This is a genomic window from Streptomyces sp. NPDC034037 (genome assembly GCF_055575715.1).
The window spans coordinates 147799-167003 of record NZ_JBVISC010000006.1 but is presented as its reverse complement, the minus strand read 5'-3'; the positions used below and the strand labels follow the sequence as shown (position 1 = coordinate 167003).

General features: G+C 72.3%; 15 protein-coding genes and 1 pseudogene. 10 read left to right on the top strand and 6 right to left on the bottom strand.

Going from position 1 to position 19205, the window contains the following annotated elements; translation table 11 throughout:
• Nucleotides 1–170: 170 nt before the first annotated feature.
• Nucleotides 171–1574 (top strand): cation:dicarboxylate symporter family transporter, encoded by a 1404-nt coding sequence (locus ACZ516_RS21940; RefSeq protein ID WP_469011605.1) that lies wholly within the window; start codon nucleotides 171–173, stop codon nucleotides 1572–1574.
• Between the two features lie 74 nt (nucleotides 1575–1648).
• Here ACZ516_RS21940 and ACZ516_RS21935 read toward each other — a convergent pair whose 3' ends face one another.
• Nucleotides 1649–2050 carry a hypothetical protein gene (locus ACZ516_RS21935; RefSeq protein WP_358587960.1) on the bottom strand — a complete coding sequence of 134 codons (402 nt, stop codon included), beginning with the start codon at nucleotides 2048–2050 and terminating at the stop codon, nucleotides 1649–1651.
• Between the two features lie 246 nt (nucleotides 2051–2296).
• Nucleotides 2297–2896 carry a TetR/AcrR family transcriptional regulator gene (locus tag ACZ516_RS21930; protein WP_467464659.1) on the bottom strand — a complete coding sequence of 200 codons (600 nt, stop codon included), beginning with the start codon at nucleotides 2894–2896 and terminating at the stop codon, nucleotides 2297–2299.
• Between the two features lie 151 nt (nucleotides 2897–3047).
• Between ACZ516_RS21930 and ACZ516_RS21925 the strand changes: the two genes are divergently transcribed.
• The 3 genes from ACZ516_RS21925 (at nucleotide 3048) to ACZ516_RS21915 (ending at nucleotide 6532) form a co-directional block, all read left to right on the top strand.
• The gene (locus ACZ516_RS21925) at nucleotides 3048–4739 is read left to right on the top strand and encodes an MFS transporter (RefSeq protein ID WP_467464661.1); all 1692 of its coding nucleotides are present in this window, start codon (nucleotides 3048–3050) and stop codon (nucleotides 4737–4739) included.
• A gap of 149 nt (nucleotides 4740–4888) precedes the next feature.
• Entirely contained in the window at nucleotides 4889–5671 is a 783-nt protein-coding gene (locus ACZ516_RS21920; RefSeq protein WP_469011425.1) for a sporulation protein, read from the top strand.
• 252 nt (nucleotides 5672–5923) lie between these two features.
• Complete coding sequence (locus ACZ516_RS21915; RefSeq protein ID WP_469011604.1) at nucleotides 5924–6532, top strand: dihydrofolate reductase family protein; 609 nt, start codon at nucleotides 5924–5926, stop codon at nucleotides 6530–6532.
• 270 nt (nucleotides 6533–6802) lie between these two features.
• On the opposite strand, the gene ACZ516_RS21910 is transcribed toward ACZ516_RS21915, so the two are convergent.
• Together ACZ516_RS21910 and ACZ516_RS21905 are read right to left on the bottom strand one after the other, a co-directional pair.
• Nucleotides 6803–9661: a beta-L-arabinofuranosidase domain-containing protein gene (locus ACZ516_RS21910; RefSeq protein ID WP_469011424.1), complete on the bottom strand. Its 2859-nt coding sequence runs from the start codon at nucleotides 9659–9661 to the stop codon at nucleotides 6803–6805.
• Between the two features lie 223 nt (nucleotides 9662–9884).
• Nucleotides 9885–10847 (bottom strand): annotated as a pseudogene (locus ACZ516_RS21905) (glycoside hydrolase family 16 protein); the annotation flags it as partial.
• Between the two features lie 187 nt (nucleotides 10848–11034).
• Here ACZ516_RS21905 and ACZ516_RS21900 point away from each other — a divergent pair.
• Complete coding sequence (locus tag ACZ516_RS21900) at nucleotides 11035–11661, top strand: mycothiol-dependent nitroreductase Rv2466c family protein (protein ID WP_361088471.1); 627 nt, start codon at nucleotides 11035–11037, stop codon at nucleotides 11659–11661.
• Between the two features lie 54 nt (nucleotides 11662–11715).
• On the opposite strand, the gene ACZ516_RS21895 is transcribed toward ACZ516_RS21900, so the two are convergent.
• Nucleotides 11716–14052 carry an MMPL family transporter gene (locus ACZ516_RS21895; protein ID WP_469011423.1) on the bottom strand — a complete coding sequence of 779 codons (2337 nt, stop codon included), beginning with the start codon at nucleotides 14050–14052 and terminating at the stop codon, nucleotides 11716–11718.
• A 214-nt stretch (nucleotides 14053–14266) separates the two neighbouring features.
• On the opposite strand from ACZ516_RS21895, the gene ACZ516_RS21890 reads away from it, so the two are divergent.
• Nucleotides 14267–15538: a sensor histidine kinase gene (locus ACZ516_RS21890; RefSeq protein WP_469011422.1), complete on the top strand. Its 1272-nt coding sequence runs from the start codon at nucleotides 14267–14269 to the stop codon at nucleotides 15536–15538.
• A 65-nt stretch (nucleotides 15539–15603) separates the two neighbouring features.
• On the top strand, nucleotides 15604–16287 hold the full coding sequence (locus tag ACZ516_RS21885) for a response regulator transcription factor (protein ID WP_358587962.1): 684 nt from the start codon (nucleotides 15604–15606) through the stop codon (nucleotides 16285–16287).
• A gap of 45 nt (nucleotides 16288–16332) precedes the next feature.
• On the opposite strand, the gene ACZ516_RS21880 is transcribed toward ACZ516_RS21885, so the two are convergent.
• The gene (locus ACZ516_RS21880) at nucleotides 16333–17499 is read right to left on the bottom strand and encodes a N(5)-(carboxyethyl)ornithine synthase (protein WP_361088462.1); all 1167 of its coding nucleotides are present in this window, start codon (nucleotides 17497–17499) and stop codon (nucleotides 16333–16335) included.
• Between the two features lie 214 nt (nucleotides 17500–17713).
• On the opposite strand from ACZ516_RS21880, the gene ACZ516_RS21875 reads away from it, so the two are divergent.
• The 3 genes from ACZ516_RS21875 (at nucleotide 17714) to trxA (ending at nucleotide 19187) form a co-directional block, all read left to right on the top strand.
• Nucleotides 17714–18325 (top strand): hypothetical protein, encoded by a 612-nt coding sequence (locus ACZ516_RS21875; RefSeq protein WP_469011421.1) that lies wholly within the window; start codon nucleotides 17714–17716, stop codon nucleotides 18323–18325.
• A 99-nt stretch (nucleotides 18326–18424) separates the two neighbouring features.
• Entirely contained in the window at nucleotides 18425–18817 is a 393-nt protein-coding gene (locus tag ACZ516_RS21870) for a MerR family transcriptional regulator (protein WP_361088456.1), read from the top strand.
• A gap of 37 nt (nucleotides 18818–18854) precedes the next feature.
• On the top strand, nucleotides 18855–19187 hold the full coding sequence (gene trxA, locus ACZ516_RS21865; protein WP_361088453.1) for a thioredoxin: 333 nt from the start codon (nucleotides 18855–18857) through the stop codon (nucleotides 19185–19187).
• The last annotated feature ends 18 nt before the right edge of the window (nucleotides 19188–19205 follow it).

Sequence of the window (19205 nt, the reverse complement as noted above, 5' to 3'; positions counted from 1 at the left end):
TCGCCCCGCCGTCGTATAAGTGCGAACTAAATGAACGCAAGGGTGACCGCCCTCACAGGCCGGGAGATAGTCGCCGGGATCCCAGGACGTGAGCCGCACGCACTGCGGGCACCACAACGCCGACGTCGTCGTTCAAGGAGGGCCCCGTGACCAGCACGGCCGACCCGCACATGGCACCCCCCGCCCGGCGGGACCGCACGCACTACCTCTACATCGCCGTCATCGGCGCCGTGCTGCTCGGCATCGCCGTCGGCTTCATCTGGCCGGACTTCGCCAAGGAGCTGAAGCCGGTCGGCGCCGGCTTCGTGAACCTCATCAAGATGATGATCTCGCCGATCATCTTCTGCACGATCGTGCTCGGCGTCGGCTCGGTCCGCAAGGCCGCCAAGGTCGGCAAGGTGGGCGGGCTCGCGCTCGCGTACTTCCTCGCCATGTCGGTCGTGGCGCTCGCCATCGGCCTCGTCGTCGGCAACATCCTCCACCCGGGCTCGGGCATGGACCTCACCGAGTCCGTGAAGGGCGCCGGCCACAGCGCGGCCGACGAGGCGGACAAGGGCCTCGTCGACTTCGCGCTCGGCATCATCCCCAAGACGCTGGTGTCCGCCTTCACCCAGGGCGAGGTGCTCCAGACGCTGCTCGTCGCGCTGCTCGTGGGCTTCGCCCTGCAGGCCATGGGGCGCTCGGGCGCGCCGGTGCTGCGCGGCATCGAGCACATCCAGAAGCTGGTCTTCCGCGTGCTCGGCATGATCATGTGGGCCGCGCCCGTCGGCGCGTTCGGTGCGATGGCCGCCGTCGTCGGCGAGACCGGCGTGGACGCGCTCAAGGCGCTCGCCACGATCATGGTCGGGTTCTACGTCACCTGCGCCCTGTTCATCGTGCTCGTCCTCGGCACGCTGGTGCGCCTGGTGGCCGGGGTCAACCTCTTCAAGCTCCTGAAGTACCTGGGCCGCGAGTTCCTGCTGATCCTGTCGACCTCGTCCTCGGAGTCCGCGCTGCCGCGGCTCATCGCGAAGATGGAGCACCTCGGGGTCAGCCGTCCGGTCGTCGGCATCACCGTCCCGACCGGCTACTCCTTCAACCTCGACGGCACCATGATCTACCTGACCATGGCCTCCCTCTTCATCGCCGACGCCATGGACCAGCCGCTCGGCATCGGGGAGCAGATCTCGCTGCTGCTGTTCATGATGATCGCGTCCAAGGGCGCGGCGGGCGTGTCCGGTTCGGGCATCGCGGTCCTCGCGAGCGGCCTCCAGTCGCACAAGCCCGCCCTGGTCGACGGGGTGGGCCTGATCATCGGCGTCGACCGCTTCATGAGCGAGGCCCGCGCCCTCACCAACTTCGCGGGCAACGCGGTGGCCACGCTGCTGATCGGCACGTGGACCAAGGAGGTCGACAAGGAGCGGGTCACGGCCGTCCTCGCCGGGCAACTCCCCTTCGACGAGCGTACGTTGGTGGACGACGGCCACGATGGCCGCCACGACTACGACGGCCACGACGGCCCCGACCCGCGCTCCCCGGAACCCTCGGCGCCGGAGCGGCGCAGCGAGGGCGGCAAGGAGCCGGCGACGGTGTGACCGGGGCGACCGCCCGCCGGCGGCCCGTCACGCGGGCTGCCGGCGGGCGGTGACGCGTGCCCCGGTGCGGGGAGCTAGCAGGCGTCCACGTACCAGACGGGGCCCCAGTCGCCGTACGCGTCCTTCGAGGGCGCACCCGGGGTGGTGTAGATGAGCTGCTTGGCCTTGTTGTACATCTTCGCCTTGGTGCCGGCGGACTGGTTGTTGTACCAGGAGCCGCCGCTGTTCAGCCCGTCGGGGATCTCCTGCATGTAGCAGTCCTTGAACTTGAACGCCAGGCGCTTGAAGTTCGCGTCCTTGTAGCCGCAGAAGTAGTACTTCGGACAGTCCGCCGGGGCCGCGGTCGCCTTGACCCGGCCCTGGTCGGCGGCGGGGGACGCCTGGGCCGCGCCCACCGCCGTCGTCAGGGCCATCAGGGCGCCCGCCGCCACGGCGGCGCGGCGCAGTCGGGTGCGGGTGGAGAAGAGACGAGACATGGGACCACTTCACCTTTCCGGTCATCGGCACTTCCGCGGAAGCCGCGGTGTGTGTGCCGAGACGCTATGGCGAAGGGGCCGGCCGGGTCGTCCCGCAGCGGGTTGATGTACCTGCGCAACCCACGTATCAGCCGGGCCGGTTGTACAACGAGAGCGGTACGCGGGCTCCACCGGCAGGAGTCCGCGACCGGGCCAGGGACGGGTCTCGGAGGGCGGACTCACCGGCGACGGGAACCGCGGCGCGGCCTACGGCAGATGCGCGATGATCTCCCGCGCGCGCTCCACCGGGACGCCCGCCGAGAGCAGGGCCGTCGACGCGGCGGCCCGGCCCGCGTCCCCGGGGTCGAGGAGGCCGTCGTTGACGGCCTCCATCAGGCCGAAGAGCTGCTGTTCGTGGACGTAGGCGAGGGCGGCGGGCGGCAGGGACGAGGTGAAGGAGCCGTCCGACAGGCCCGCCCGCAGGACGTTCACGCACTCCTTGCGGACCGGGGCGAGCCGCTGGCGGATGCCCTCCATCGCCACGCTGCGCTGGGCGAGGCCGACCAGCAGGCGGTAGCCGTCGGCGATCTCCCAGACGGCGACCATGGAGTGGGCGAGGGACGCGGCGGGGTCCTCCGACTGGGCCCGCCCGGAGGCGTGGGCGGCGGCGACCGCCTCGACGGCGCCGTCGAGGAGCGCGCCGACCAGGGCCTCCCGGCTGGGGAAGTGCCCGTACACGGTCCTGCGCACGACGCCCGCGGCGCGCGCGATCTGGTCCATGGACGCGTCCGGATCGCGGAGGAGTTCGGCGAGGGCGACCTCCAGGATGCGGCGGCGGTTGGCGTCGGCTCGGCTCATGGGCTCCATTTTGCACGCGGCCCGGCGACGGCGGACCCGCGGCCGTTTTGCACAGCTGTGTGCAATGGCGTAAATTGCACATGGGTGTGTAATTGCACAGTGCTGTGCAAGGTCACCGGAAAGCAAGAGACGCACAGCGGCAGGGAAGGGTGAGACTTCGGTGGCTCTAGTCATGAAGCAACCGGTCGAGGAGATGAAGGGGCCGTACGCGCGCCGCTGGTGGGCGCTGGGGGTGCTCTGCCTGAGCCTGCTGATCATCGTCATGGCGAACACGGCGCTGACCGTCGCCGCCCCCGACATGACCAAGGACCTCGGCCTCTCCAGCTCCGACCTCCAGTGGGTCATCGACGGCTACACCGTGCCGTACGCGGCGTTGATGCTGCTGCTCGGCGCCATCGGCGACAAGTACAGCCGGCGCGGCGCGCTCGTCCTCGGCCTCGTCGTCTTCGGCGGCGGAGCCGTCGCGGGCTCGCTCGTCGACAGCTCCGGCGGGGTCATCGCGGCCCGTGCCGTCATGGGGCTCGGCGCGGCCATGATCATGCCGGCCACCCTGTCGCTGCTCGCGGCGACCTTCCCCAAGGGGGAGCGGGCCAAGGCCATCGTGCTGTGGACCGCCACCGCCGGCCTCGCGATCGCCGCGGGTCCGCTGGTCGCGGGCGCGCTCCTGGAGGACCACGGCTGGTCCTCCACCTTCCTGATCAACGTGCCGGTGGCCGCCCTCGCCATCGTCGGCGCCTTCGTGCTCATCCCGCCGTCCAAGGCCGGGCACCACGACCGCATCGACTACGTCGGCGGTCTGCTCTCCGTCGTGTGGACCGGCGCGCTCGTCTACATGATCATCCAGGGACCGCACTTCGGCTGGGACGCCAAGGCGATCTCCGCGGCGGTCGTCGCGGGCGTGGGCCTGCTGGCCTTCGTCGCCTGGGAGCTGCGCCACCCGCACCCCATCCTGAACGTCCGCCGCTTCCTCGACCGCCGCTTCGCCGGCTCGAACCTCGCGGTGGCACTGTTCTTCCTCGCGGTCTTCGGCGCGTTCTACTACCTCACGCAGCACCTCCAGTTCGTGCTCGGCTACAACCCGCTGGAGACCGGCGTGCGCATGCTGCCGCTCGCCGGCGCGGTCTTCGTCGGCTCGGCGCTCACCGGCCTGTTGACCCCGCGCGTCGGCATGAAGATCACGGTGTCGGCGGGCATGGTCGCGGGCACGGTGGCGCTCGCGCTGCTCACCCGGGTCGACGCGACGTCCTCGTACGGGGACTTCGTGGCCCCGCTCATCGTCCTCGGCCTGGCCATCGGCCTCGCGCTCTCGCCCTGCACCGACGCGATCATGGGGGCGTTCCCGGAGGCCGAACTGGGCGTCGGCGGCGCGGTCAACGACACCTCCCTGGAGCTGGGCGGCTCGCTCGGCATCGCCATCCTCGGCTCGGTGCTGGCCAGTTCGTACTCCGCCAAGCTGGAGGACGCGGCCGCCGCGTCCGGCACCAAGCTGCCCGCCGGCACGCTGGACACCGCCCAGGACTCGGTCGGCGCGGGCTACGCGGTCGCCCAGGGCATCGGCGACAAGGCGCACGCGACAGCGGAGCGGGCGGCCCACGCCGGCTCCCAGCAGCAGGCGGCCCAGCTCAAGGGGCAGGCCGAGCAACTGGCCCAGGGCGCGCACAAGATGGCCGACGCGGTCGGCTCCGCGTTCTCCGACGCGGTGGCGCACACCAGCATGGTCGGCGCGGTGATCCTCGGCGTCGGCACGGTCCTCGTGGCGGTGCTGCTGCCGCGCAAGGACCGGGACGCGCCGGCGCGGACCGACGAGGCGGCGGCCGAGCCCGCCACCGCCGGGGCGGGCGCGAAGAAGTAGCGCCACCGCCGGCCGCTCGCCGGAGAAGGACACCGCCGCCGGGGCGGGGAGACACACCTCCCCGCCCCGGCGGCGTGTTCCATGACGCCCGAAGAGGGCTGTGGTCAGGAGTTATGCTGCGCCGCACGTACATGGGGAGGGGACGCGTCATGGGATTTCGCAGGCTGTTCGCGTGGGGGAGCAGGGACGGCGACCAGGAGCCGCCGGAGATCGACACGCAGATCACCACGGTCGCGGTGACGCCCGGCCGGTCCGTCGAGGGGGAGGTCTTCCTCAAGGGCGGCGGCCACGGGCTGAAGATCGACCACCTCAACCTCGATGTGGTCGCCAAGGGTTACTACTACGACGGCACGGTCACGGACGACGAGGTGACCAGCCTGACCACGGGCCGCTACGAGATGACCGTGGCGCCCGGCACCGAGGAGCGGGTGCCCTTCAGCGGCACCCTGCCCTGGGAGTGCCCGGTCACCGAACTCCGGGGCCAGGCCCTCGGCGTCGACGTGTCGCTGACCACCCGCCTGGCGTGGGAGTCGGAGTCACCGGTCAGGGACGTCGACTTCCTGCACATCTCGGCGCCGCCGGTGTACGAGGCGGTCCTGGACGCGTTCGGCGAGGCGGGATATCTGGTCGACGGCTCGCAGTTGCTCGACGAGTACATCCCCGACGTCGAGGCGCGCAGGGGCCTGCACCAGGTCTTCTTCCTGAGCGCCCCCGCCCCGGGCACGGGCCGCTTCGGGGAGCTGGAGGTCGTCTTCCTCCAGAACGTCGTCGGCGCCCTCGTGTACGTGCGACGCGCGGCCCGCTCCACGTTCGAGTGGTCGAGGAAGCCCCCGTCGCGCACGTTCGCGGTCGCCCACCACGAGGTGGGCGAGGCCGACCTCACCGCCCGCGTACGCAAGGCACTCGACCAACTGACCCTCCTGGACGGCTAGCCATGCCCTCCGGCACCCGGTGCCCGGCCTGCGCGCTGACCGACGGCACGGCTCCCCTCCCCGACGTCGTGGAGGCGTTCTGTGCGCGGGTGCGAGGGGTCCTCGGGGGCTGAGCGGGAGCTTCGTTCGAAGTCGTCGCTGAAATTCGTTGACACCACTCCGGGTGGAGTACTACGTTCTAACCACTTCAGTCGCAGTACAACGAACATCGTGCTCACCTCGACCCGCCGCCACCGCGCCCCAGGAGCCCACTTGCGCAAGCTCGTCTACTTCATCGCCGTCAGCCTCGACGGATTCATCGCCGGGCCCGACGGGTCCGACCCCACCGGCCCCGACGGCTTCTGGCCCGTCAGCCAGGACTACGTCCAGCACCTCGCGCAGACGTACCCCGAGACCCTCCCCGTCCAGGCGAGGCAGGCGCTCGGCATCACCGCCGAGGGGGAGCACTTCGACACGATCCTCGAAGGCCGCAGGACGTACATGATCGGCGTGGACGCCGGCTTCCCCGACTGCTACCCGCACCTGAAGCACTACGTCTTCACCCGCACCCTCACCGAGAGCCCCGACCCCGCCGTCGAACTCGTCGCCACCGACCCCGTCGCCAAGGTCCGCGAGCTCAAGCGCGAGGAGGGCAAGGACATCTGGCTGTGCGGCGGCGGCGAACTCGCCGGGGCGCTGCGCGGCGAGATCGACCGCCTGGTCGTCAAGCTGGCCCCGCTGACCCTGGGCTCGGGCACGCCGCTGTTCTCGGCGAAGACCGCCTTCGAGCCCACGCTGTACGAGCGCTCCGACACCGTCCTCCTCGACAGCGGCACCCTCTTCCTCACGTACGACAAGACCACCCCGGGCGAGACCGCCTAGCCGACGGAACCGGTCTCCGGCCGGCGCCCCTCTCCCGCCGCCGCCGCGAGCAGGACGTCGGCCGGCTCGTCGGGGGCGGAGAGCATCGGCGGACTAGGGCGTGTTTCGAAAGTAGCGTCGTCCGCCCGCAGGGCGGGCCTGGCGGCGTCTGGTGCGTGCGCTCGCAAGGCGGAGGGTCGCCCCGATACTGGTGGTATCGGGGCGATCCCGACAACGCGGCGAGGGTGCGTGCCAGGCGTCGCCAGGTAGACGGGACTTTCGAAACACGCCCTAGGCGACGTAGGACGCCCTCTTCGCCGTGGCCACCGCCTTCTCCCCGTCCGCCGCGGTCAGCCTCCCGGCGGTCACCCAGGAGTCGACGGTGGCGCGGACGTGCCGGACGAGCGCCGTCTTGCTTGCGAAGGGTGCCGCCGACCAGACGGCGTCGAGGAGCGTCGTGCCGTCGGGTCCCTTCGGGTTGGCGACGCCCGAGTCGGTCCCGCCGAACACCACGTGGGGCTCGGTCCGCCGGAAGTAGGCGTGCGTCGGGTCCTCGGTGCCTTCGAGGAACGGCGCGAACTCCACGCCGTCCAGGGTGAGATGGAGTGGCTTCCCGGCGACGGGCGTGAAGGTCGGCAGCAGGTCCCCGGAGAGCGCGGCACCGCGGTAGAGGCCGAACCGGAGGTAGTCCTTGCCCCGGTCGCGGGCGACGAGGTTCACGGGGCCGTAGAACAGGGTCTGGATGTCCGGGGCGTCGGGGCACGCTTCCGTACGCAGCCGGAACGGGACGGTGACGCGCACGGTGTCGCCGTCGCGCCAGGTGCGCGACAGGGAGCGGTAGCCGCCCGCCGCCGTCGCGGTCGTCTTCGTCCTCCTGCCGTTGACGGACACGGCGAACCCGCCCGTCGCCCACGCGGGCACCCGCAGCCGCAGGTCGAAGGTGGCGGTGGCGCCCCGGACGGTGAGGGTGGTGCCCTGCTCCCGAGGGAAGTCGGTGCTCTGGGTGACGGTGACGCCCTTGGCCGCCCAGGTGAGCGTCGAGGGGCTGTAGAGGTTGACGTACAGGGCCGAGCCGTCGGCCTGCTGGAAGTAGATCGAGTCCTGGTACTTGGTGGCGCTCTCCAGGCCCGTGCCCTCGCAGCAGGTGGTGCCCTGCTTGGGCGTGTAGTCGCGCACTTGGCCGGGCGTCAGCCCGATGAAGTACGTGACCAGGGGCTTCTCGGCGTCGGCCGTGTCCTGCTTGGAGCCCAGGATCTGGTTGTACAGGGCCCGTTCGTAGTGGTCCATGTATGCCGGGTCCTGCTCGTGGAAGAACAGCGCGCGGTCCAGCTTCAGCAGGTTGTACGCGCAGCACGTCTCGGCGGTGGTGTCGCTCAGCGTGCCCGCGATGACGCCGCGCGCCTTCCAGAACTCCCCGGTGCTGGTACCGCCGATCCCGTACATCCGGGTCGGGACGACCATCTTCCAGAAGTTCCGCGCGGCGTCCAGGTAGCGCCGCTCGCCGGTCTCGTCGTACAGCCGCAGCAGGCCGGTGAAGACGGGGATGTGCTGGTTGGCGTGGAGCCCGTCGAGGGTGTCGGTGCCCGCCGCGCAGGCGTCGATGAGCCTGTCGAGGTCGAACAGGCGGGCCAGGGCGAGGTGGCGGCCCTCGCCGGTGACCGCGTACAGATCGCAGATCGCCTCGACGATCCCGCCGAACTCCCCGCTGGAGAAGATGCCCCACATCCGCTGCCGGACGGCGTCGGGCAGCGGGGAGAGCCGCGCGTACATCCAGTCGCACAGGCCGGACGCGAGATCGAGGGCGCGCTCGTCGCCGACGTGCAGGTACGTGTCGAGCAGCCCGCGCAGGATCTTGTGGGCCGTGTAGTAGGGCGCCCACACCACGTGGTAGTCGGGGCCGGTCATCGACTCCAGGGTGATGAACTGCGTCTCGGGGTACGCCGCGAGGAACCCGGGATGGCTCGGGCCGCCCCAGGTGCGGCGCAAGGCGGCGGTCCGGTCGCGGCCGGACGCGTCGGCGAACCTGCCGCCGCCGCTCTCGTCGAAGGCGTACGAGGCGAGGTCGCCGCGCCCGGCCGGGGTCCGGGCGGCGGGGGCGTCCTGGAGCGCGGCGATCTCGGCGGCGGTCAGCGCCCGCGACCAGAGGTCGACGGCGTCGAACGAGCCGGCGAACACGGGGTCGCCGGGGAAGTGGGACCGCCCGAGCCAGTGGTCCTTCAGGGGGCCGAGCGCCGCCGGACCGAGGGTCATCGCGGTGTTCTCGGCGACCTGCGCGCCGTCGACGTAGAGCCTGCCGGTGCCGCCGGTGAGCGTCACCGCGAGGTGGCTCCACCGGCCCAGGGGCAGGGGCGCGGTGCCGACGAGGGACTGCTCGCCGCCGGGGCCCCTGGTCGTGACGGCGAACCGGGGCACGCCCTCGGCGTTGCGGGCGGCCAGGTAGAGGTAGCGGGTGGTGTCGTCACCGCAGTCGAGGACGCGGGCCCAGGCGGCGTCGTGCGCGGGCCTGACCCAGGCCGAGAAGGTGAGCGCCGGGCCACCGCCCAGCACCCCGGAGGGCAGGTCGACGTACTGGTGGGAGCCTCGGACATGCGTCGGCGCCGTGCCGAACCTCCCCTCGCCGCGCAGGAGTTCGGGCTCCGCGCGCAGCGCCGCGCGGACCTCCATGAGCGCGCCGGTCATGTACCGCACCTTGTCGGCGTACGCCGCGTCGCCGGTGCCGGCGTAGGCCTGGGAGAGCATGGTCAGGAAGTGGCCGGTGTAGTGGCCGCGCAGATTGCCGTTCGCCTCGCCGTCGAGGCCTTCCCAGCCCCCGGGGGCCACGGCGCCGCGGGTGGAGAGCCCGGCGTTGGCGCGGAAGACCTGGAGCAGCCGGTCCACGTCGTAGCCCCGGCCGTGGTCGAGCATCAGGGCGCGCTTGGCGGTGAAGACGCCCTCGCGCAACGCCACGTCCTTGAGCGCGAAGGGCCGCACCACCCAGGCGGCGGGAGCGGCCGGCGCGACGCCCGACGCGACCTCCGGCGCTGCTCCCGGGGCGGCCGTGGCGCGGCCCGCGCCGAGGCAGGACAGGGCGGGCGCCGCCGCCGCGAGGGCCGCGGCACGCAGGACGGCACGTCGGGCGGGTGAGGACGCGGGGCGGGGAGAGGGCGCCATGGGGGTCTCATTCCTCGGCTGCGGATCGCGGTCACGTACGTTCGAAATTTCGTACATAGTTCGTATGGTCGAGCAGACCGTAGGAGCGGGACGGGCATACGTCAATGCCGGGGACGGGTAAGGACGTTGTGGCCGGCCCGGGGGCGGCGCGCACCGCCCGCCACCCTCGGACCGTCCGTGGCGCCACGTGCTAGGGCCGCGTCCACACCGCCACGCGTCAGGGCCGCGTCCACACCGCCACGCGGTCGACCAGCATCGAGTGGCCCGGTTCCGTCGTGGGCGTCGGGGTCGCCCGGCCCGCGACGCCGTCCGGGAACCCGCCGCCCATCGCCACGTTCAGCAGGAGGAAGTAGCCCTGGTGCCCGGTCATGTCCTGCCAGGTCCGTGCCGAGAAGCGGTTCTGGCCGAGGGTGTGGTAGCGCTCGCCGTCGACATACCAGCGCAGTTGGTTCGGGGTCACGGAGCGGTCCCACTCGAAGCGGTACGTGTGGAAGCCCGACTGACAACTCGTGCCGGGGCAGGGGCGGTTGGCGCCCAGGCCCTGCGTCTCATTGCAGTCCCCGCCCGGATTGACGCCGCAGTGCAGCACGCCCCACACGGAGTTGACGCCGTTCACGTTCTCCATGACGTCGAACTCACCGATGGAGGGCCAGTTCTGGTAGTTGCCGCGATAGGGCGAGCCCAGCGCCCAGAAGGCGGGCCAGTAGCCGAGCGCCTTGTCGCCGGAGACGTCCGGCATCCTGATGCGCGCCTCGATGGCCAGGGTGCCGCCCGGCGGCGCCTTGAAGTCGGAGCGCCGGGACTCGATCCGGGCGGAGGTCCACTTGCCCGAGGCGTCACGGCGCGGGGTGATCCGCAGGTTGCCCGTCCCGTCGGTGCTCAGATTGGCGGGGGAGTCGGTGTACTCCTGGATCTCGCCCGTTCCCCAACGGTCGGGGCCGCCCGGGTAGTTGTGGCCGAGGTCGACCTGCCACCGGTCGGCGGCGGGTGCGGCGCCGGCGGGCCCGTTGAAGTCGTCGCTCCACTTCAGCGACCAGCGGGGAGCGGCGGAGGCCGCGTCACCGCGTGCCGTCCCGGGCAGGAGGAGCGCCCCGCACAGTCCGACGGCGGCCAGCGCGGCCAGGAGGGGGGTCGGTCTGCGGCCGCGGTGGGCCGCCGAGGATCGCGGGGCGGGGGTCGTGCTCATCGGGCACCTCCGTGGGGGCGGGAGTGTGGCGGTGAGAGCGCTCTCAGAATGATGCTGCTGGTTTTGTAGTTGTGGACGGGCGGCGCGTCAATGGCCACGGTGCGTCAACTTCCCGAAGGGGCACGGCTTTCCATGGGTGCACGGCTTTCCGTGGGCGTCCGGTTTTCCGTGGGCGTACGGTGGACGGATGAGCGCCCTGGACGATCCGGCCCCGGCAGGGGTGAGCGTCGACTTCTGGTTCGATCCCGTCTGCCCGTACACCTGGATCACCTCGCGCTGGCTGCGCGAGGTGGAAGGGGTGCGGGACGTCTCCGTGCGGTGGCGGGTGATGAGCCTGGCCGTGCTGAACGAGGGCCGGGAGAGCGACCCGGAGGACCCCGAGGGGCAGTACGGGGAGTACCTGCGGGCGCACGGCAGGGTGTGCGCCGCGGTGCGCGAACAGCACGGCAACACCGCGCTCGGGCGGTACTTCGACGCCCTCGGCCGGCACATCCACGAGCGGCGGGACTGGTCGGGCACGACGGCCGCGCTCGCCGAGGCGGGCCTGCCGGCCGCCCTGGAGGCCGCCGCGACGACGACGGAGTACGACGCGGCCGTACGGGCCTCGCACCAGGAGGGCATCGCCCTGGTGGGCGAGGACGTCGGCACCCCGGTGCTCGCCGTCGACGGCGTCGGGGCGCTGTTCGGCCCCGTCGTGTCACCGGCCCCCCGGGGCGAGGCGGCGGGCCGGCTGTGGGACGGCGTGGTGCTGATGGCGGGCGTGGAGAGTTTCTACGAGTTCAAACGGGACTACGGGCGGCCGGACTTCACCTGAGGACCACCGGCGGTGGCCGCCCGGACGGTCCTCCGCGATGCCTCGGGTCGGCGGTCATCGGGTCGGCCGGTGCTCCGGCCGGGTGGGGGCAGCCGCGTACGGCGGGTGCTGCGGGTGCGGCTGAGGCTGCTGGTACGGCGGATACGGCTGGTGGCGCTGCTCCGGGGTGTGCGGCCCGGCCGTGACGCGGGACTCGTCCGGTGCGTACGGCTCGTACGGCGCGTACGGCTCGTACGGCTCCTCCGGAGTGTGGTGGTGGTCCGGCGTCCGTCCCGACCTGCGCGGCCACCACAGACCGCGGCCCAGCATCGCGGCCAGGGCCGGCACCAGCACGAGGGAGAGCACGAGCGCGGACAGGAGGATGCCGAGCCCGGTGGCGAAGCCGATCTCCCGGGTCGCGGGGCTCGCCGCCAGGGCGGCGAAGGAACCGGCCAGCACGAGGCCGGCCGTGGCGATGGCGGGCGCGGTGTGCCGTACCGCTTCGGCCACCGCGCGCCGGGCCGGCACCGGCTTGCGCATCTCCTCCCTGATCCGGTCGGTGATCAGGATGTTGTAGTCCGTGCCCAGGGCGACGACGAAGAGGAAGAGCACCAGGGGCAGCGTGAACGAGACACCCGGCCGGTCGAGTCCGTGCTGGAAGAGCAGCGTGCTCGCGCCGAGCGTGGCCAGGAACCCGAGCCCCACGGCGATCATCAGCACGACGGGGGCGAGCAGCGAGCGCAGCAGCAGGAAGAGGATCACCGCGATGAGCAGGGCCGCGACCGGGAACACCAGGCGCAGGTCCTTCTCCACGGCCGTCGAGATGTCGGCGAAGACCGCGGCCGTGCCCGTGACGTAGGCCTCGGTGCCCTTGGGGGCGGTCCGCGCGGCCGTCTCCCTGATGGGCCCCGAGACCAGGTCGCGCGCCTGCTGCGAATCGGAGCCGACAGTCAGGAAGAGGTCGACCCGCGCGGCCGTGCGGTCCTTGCTGAGCACCGGCTCACCCACCTCGCCGACACCGTCCGCCTCGGCCAGGGAGCGGGTCATGCCGGTGAGCGAACCCCCCCTGATCTCCGTGCCGTTCGTGCTGCGCACGTACACGCTGTGCGGGTCGGACACGCCGGCGGGCAGGCTGCGGGAGATCCGCTCGGCGGTCCGGACGGCGGCGGTCTCGTGCCCGCCCTGCTGGTCGTAGCTCATCTTCATGCCGAGCGCGCCCGCGCCCAGCGCGCCGAGCAGCACCAGGGCGCCGAGGGCGTACCGCAGCGGCCGGCTGCTCACCGCGTGTCCCAGGCGCGCGGCGAGGCCGCCGGCGCGCTCCTTCTTCCAGGCGCGCGCGGGCCAGAACATGCCGCGCCCCAGTACGGCGAGGAGCGCGGGCATGAGCGTGAGGCCGGCGAGGAGCATCACGAGCACGGAGACGGCGATCGCCGGGCCGAGGACCCGGAACTGCCCGAAGGAGGCCAGCCCCAGGGTCGCGAAGGCCGCCACGATCGTCAGCGCCGCCGACGTGATCGCGCCGCCCACCCGCCCGGTCGTCTCGGCGACGGCCGTGCGGGCGTCCTGCCCGGGGTGCTCCCGCAGCTGTTCCCGGAAGCGGAACATGAGGAAGAGGAAGTAGTCGATGCCGATGCCGATGAGTACGACGCCGATCAGCGAAGGCGTCGACGCGTCGAGGCCGATGCCGAAGAGCTTCGCCGCGCCGACCACGGCGCCCGAGGCGACCCCGCCGATCAGCGCCACCGCGATCAGCGGCACGAACGCGGCCGCGGGGGAGCGGAACACCAGCACGTTCAGGAGGACGATGAAGCCCATCGTCAGGCCGGAAACGATCTTCGCCGTGTCCTCCTCGGCCTCCGTGTCGTCCACGACGGAGGCGATGCCGCCGGTGAACCCCGCCCGCAGATCCGCGTCGGCGAACGCGTCCTTCGCGGCGTCGCGGAACCCCTTGTAGACGCCCTGCACCCCCGGGTCCTGTGGATTTCCGTCGAGGGAAACGGTGAGGAGCCGGAAACTCCTGTCGGGGGCCACGGCCCCCGCCGTGACGCGCGGGGTCTGGGAGTGGTCCTTCATCAGCGGTTCGGGCTTCGCCGCGACGATCCGCTCCCGGCCCAGAGCGGCGGCGGTGTCCGCGATGCGCCGCTGGTCGCCCGCCGTGAGCCGTGCGCCGTCGGCCCTGGCGACGAGCACGGTCAGGGCGTTGGGGTCGGGTCGCGCGCCGAATTCCTCCTCGGCGACACGGAGGGCCACCGCCGAGTCGTACGTCTTCGGCAGGAAGTCCCCGGCCCGGGAGTCGGTGACGTCGTACATCATCGCGTTCCCCACGAACGACAGTGCCGTTCCGAGAATCGTCCAGACGACGATGGTCATCCAGCGGTGCCGGACAGAGAAGGAGGTGAGCTTGCGGATCATGCCAGAAGGTCATCACGCGGCGCCCCTTGGGGGCGTCGGCCGTGGGAAGGGGACGCACCCGTGACCGTGGTCCGGTGTCCGGCCGCGGGCAGTACTCCGGTACTGGGGGAAAGAACGGCCACCGCGCCGAATCCGGGTGCCGTCGGGCGGGGTGTAATGGTGTGCGGGGACGGGACATCGCGGCCCGACGGAATCTCGACCTGGAGGCGGCCGGATGGCCCGTGACTTCTTCCCGCCGGTACCGCCCACGCGCGGGGTGCGGCCGACGCCGGGGGACGCGGTGGTCGCCGTCCTCGCCGTGGCGCTCGACCTGCTGGCCTACTTCGCCCCCGGCGAGGAGTCCACGGGGGCACCGGTCACCGTGCTCGGCGTCCTGCTGGTCACCGTCGCCCTGGTTCCGCTGCTCTTCCGGCGCCACCACCCCGGGCAGGCGTTCGGCGCCCTCCTCGCGGTGCAGCTGGCGGGCAACCTGGGGCTCGTCGTCGACCCGGGCGAGCCGATGTCGAACACGTACGGCGCGGCCGTCACCGTCGGGCTCTACACCGTGGCCAAGTACAGCGGGCGGCGGGCCGTGGCGCTGGGGGTCGCGGCCACCGCGCCGGTGCAGCTCGCGCGGTACTGGCACCACGACGTGGGCTCCATCGGCATGGGCGTCACCGACGTCCTGGTGACGCCCTGCCTCCTCGTCGCCGTCGGCCTGGCCGTACGGCAGTGGCAGTGGCAGCTCGACATCAACCGCAAGCTGCTCGCCGACCGCGCGGTGACCGAGGAGCGCCGCCGCATCGCGCGGGAGCTGCACGACATCGTGGCCCACCACATCACCACCATGTACCTGATGTCCGGCGGGGCCAGGTCGACCCTGGACCGCGACCCCGAGACGGCCCGCGAGGCGCTGGTGACGCTGGAGGAGTCCGGCCGCACGGCGCTGCGTGAGATGCGGCAGCTCCTCGGGGTGCTGCGCAGCACCGACACCCTGGAGGAGGCGCCGTCGGAACCCCAGCCCGGGGTGGACGGCATCGAACGGCTCGTCGCCGCCTCGCGGGCGGCGGGCCTGCCGGCCGAACTCCACGTCACCGGGCGGCCCCGCCCGCTGCCGATGTCCGTGGGGCTCACCCTCTACCGCGTCGTGCAGGAGGCGCTGACCAACGCCCGCAAGCACGCGGGGCCCGCCCGCGCCACCGTGCGGCTCGCCTACCTCCGGGACCGCGTCACCGTGGAGGTGACGGACGACGGCGCCGGGACCGGCCGGGCCCCCGGCGCGGGGGTCGAGGGCAGCGGATACGGTCTCCTCGGCATGCGGGAACGCATCGCCCTGCACGACGGTTCCCTGCGCGTCGGCCGCCGCGCGGAAGGCGGCTTCGAGGTCTCCGCGAGCGTGCCACTGCCCACCGACGCGAACGGGGCCGACCCGTCCGCGTTCGGCCCGAACGGGGCCGACCCGAACACAGACGTGACCGACACACGCGAGAAGGGCAGGACGCCGTGACTCCACCCACCGAAGCCGTCCCGGGGGCCGAGCCGCAGCCGGAGTGGGGCGGGGCGTCCGGGCGGATCACCGTGCTCATCGCGGACGACCAGCCGCTCGTGCGCCGGGGCCTGTCGCTGATCCTGCGCTCTGACCCCGCCATCGAGGTCGTCGGCGAGGTGGGCGACGGCGAACAGGCCATCGCGGCGGCCCGCGAACTGCGCCCCGACGTCATCCTGATGGACATCCGCATGCCGGTCCTCGACGGCGTCCGGGCCACCGAGCACCTGGCCGCCGAACTTCCCCGGTGCCGGGTCCTCGCGCTCAGCACCTTCGACATGGACGAGCACGTGGTCAGCGCCCTGCGGGCCGGTGCGTCCGGGTTCCTGCCCAAGGACGTCTCCCCGGAGGAACTGGTGGCCGCGCTGCGCACCGTCCACCGCGGCGAGGCCGTCGTCGCCCCCCGGCTGCTGACCCGGCTGCTCGCCGCCTTCGTGACCCCGGCCCCGGCCGCGCACCCGCCGGCCGGGGACCTCTCCGGGCTCACCCCGCGCGAGGTCGAGGTGCTGCGGCTGATCGCCGTAGGCCTCGACAACGCCGAGATAGCGCGGCGCATGGCGATCGGCGTCCAGACCGTGAAGAACCACGCCACCGGCCTCTTCGCCAAGCTCGGTGTCCGCGACCGCGCGCAGGCGGTCATCGCCGCCTACGAGTCGGGGCTGGTCAGGGCGGGCCGCAGCGACCAGGGCCGGCCCGACGGGCGGCGCTGACCACGGCGGTACGCGGGTACGTGGGCCCGTCGCGCGCCGCGCGGCTCACCCCGCTTGGGGGCGAACCGTGTGCGGGTACTGCTCGGCGCGGCCCTGGAAGGCCAGGATCGCCGGGTTCTGGACCGTGCCGCCGCGGATCTCGATGGCCCGGCGGATCGTGTGGTCGCCGTCCCAGCCGGCCGGCCCCGCGAGGACCGTCCGCAGGAACGGCATCAGCGCCTCGCTGTTCTCCCAGGTGGCCGCGTCCCACAGGTAGGAGGGGCTGTGGTCCACGGCGTAGTGGTGGACGTGGTCGCCGACGGTGAACATCGGATCGTCGAAGGTCGTGGGCCGGGCCCAGGCGAAGCCCATGCCCTCGTCGCAGGAGACGTCGATGACGAGGGTGCCGGGCGCGAGCTTCGGCAGGTCCTCCTCTATCAGGAACATCAGCGGCGCCGCGGTGTCCTGGAGCACGCAGTTGACGATGATGTCGTGCCCGGCGAGGAACTCGGCCAGCGGCTGCGGGCCGTCCTCGGTCAGGACGACGCTGCGCCGCGGGTCGAGGGTGCCGTCGGCCTCGTCGTGGTCGAACTGCACGATCCGCGCGGAGTGGATCGGTGAGCTGACGGCGGTGACGCCGCGCGCGGTCAGCACGTCCACGTCGTGCACGCCCAGCGCGCTGAGCGCGGTCACCGCGCCGCGGGCGGTGGCCCCGAAGCCGATCACCACGGCGCGCCGCCGGCGCCCGTAGTCACCGGTCGCCCCGATCAGCTGCATGGCGTGCAGCACCGACGAGTAGCCGGCCAGCTCGTTGTTCTTGTGGAAGACGTGCAGGCTGAAGCCGCCCTCGCGGGTCCAGTGGTTCATCGCCTCAAAGGCGATCACCGTGAGCCTGCGGTCGATGGCGGCCTGGGTGACCTTCTCGTCCTGCACGCAGTGCGGCCACCCCCACAGCACCTGCCCGTCCCGCAGTTCCGCCAGATCCTCGTGCGAGGGCTTGGCCAGCAGGATGACGTCACACTCCGCGATCAGCTCCTCGCGGGAGCGGAATCCGGCGACCCAGGGGGCGAGTTGCCGGTCCGGGACACCGAAGTGCTCCCCGTAACCGGTCTGCAGGTGGATGCTGGGCCGCAGATCGGCGTCGACGCGCTCGAAGTGCGCCGGGTGGATCGGCAGGCGGTGCTCGTTCTCTTTGCGGGTGTGCGACATGATTCCGAGCTTGAGCTGCTGCAAAATACCCCTTTGATTACTCCCTGTTTAACACACCTGTGCGTACCGGGAGCGCCTCGCCGGCAGACAAAATCATTGCTTTGCAGCCAAAATTTGACGATTCTCTCTATTTCCAGACATTTGATCATCCTTTGGTGTGCGCGGAGCCTCGCTCGTCCCTACGTTGGGGGGTGCCGGGCGGAGATTCTCTCCCCCTGGAAACCGAAGGAAGTGCACCATGCGCACCATGCGCGCCACGGACACCGCACGAACCTTCCTGGTCGCGGCCATCGCTGTCGCGGGCCTCGCTCTCACCCCCGCCCTCGCCTCCGCCCAGCCGGGCTCGGGCGGCACACAGACCCGTACCGCTTACGGCGCCCCCGGCGCCAACGGCGCCAACGGGATCGGCACCTCCGGAGGCATCGGCGGCCTGGGCGGCACCGGTGGCGCCGCGGGCGCCAACGGCAACGGCGGCACCGGAGGCGCCGGCGGCAACGCCAACGGCACCTCGAGCGTCGGCGGAGCCGGCGGCACGGGCGGCGCCGGCGGCGCCAACGGCAACGGCGGCAACGGCGGCTATGGCGGAGAGGCCAAGCTCGGCGGCACCGGCGGCAAGGGCGGCGTGGGCGGGGTCGGCGACGCCGGCGCCGGTATCGCCGGCGGCAAGGGCGGCAACGGCGGCGCCGCCATCGTGAGCGGCGGCCACAAGGGCGGCCTGGGCGGCGCCGGCGGCGCGGCGAGCCCGGTGTGCCCCGGCAAGCCCGGCGGCGACGGCACCGCCGCCACCGCGACCGCGGACGGCACCATCGGCGCCACCGGCGCCGCGGGCAAGACCACGCTCCCCTGCTGAACACCCGCACAGTGAGCGAGCGCCCGGCCGGGACCTTCGGCCGGGCGCTCGCCCGCCGCCCCTGGCCTTGACGCCCACGTCAAGGATTACCGTCGGGGCATGCGAATCGGCGAGCTCGCGGCGCGGGCGGGGACGACCACGCGGACGCTGCGCTACTACGAGTCGCGCGGGCTGCTTCCCGCGCGGCGCACCGGCAACGGCTACCGCACCTACGACGAGGACGACGTGCGGCTCCTGGAGCAGATCAGGACGCTCCAGGGCTTCGGCTTCGACCTGGAGGAGACGCGGCCCTTCCTGGAGTGTCTGCGCTCGGGGCACCCCGAGGGCGACTCCTGCCCCGCCTCGCTCGCCGTGTACCGCCGCAAGCTCACCGAACTGGACGCGCTGCTCGGGGAGTTGAACGCGGTGCGCGCACAGGTCGGCGCGCAGTTGGCGCGCGCCGAGGCAGCGCTCGAAGGCGGCCTCGGGCCGCGCTGCGAGATGACGGGATGAACGGCACGCGGAGCGACAGGACAAGGGGTGTGGCGAAGTGAAGGCAGCAGGTGTGGCCGAGGTGACGGACGCGGACTTCGAGACGGAGGTGCTGCGGGAGGCGGACCGCCCCGTGCTCGTGGAGTTCACGGCGGACTGGTGCGGCCCGTGCCGGCAGCTGGCGCCGGTGCTCGGCGAACTGGCGCGGGAGGAGGCGGACCGGCTCAAGATCGTGCAGCTGGACGTGGACCGCAGCCCGCGCGCCGCGATCGCCTACCAGGTGCTCGCCGCGCCGACGATGATCGTCTTCCGGGACGGTGAGCCCGTGAAGCAGCTGGTGGGCGCGCGGGCCAAGCGCAAGCTCCTGGCGGAACTGTCCGACGTGCTCTGAGGCACAAGAGAAATGCCC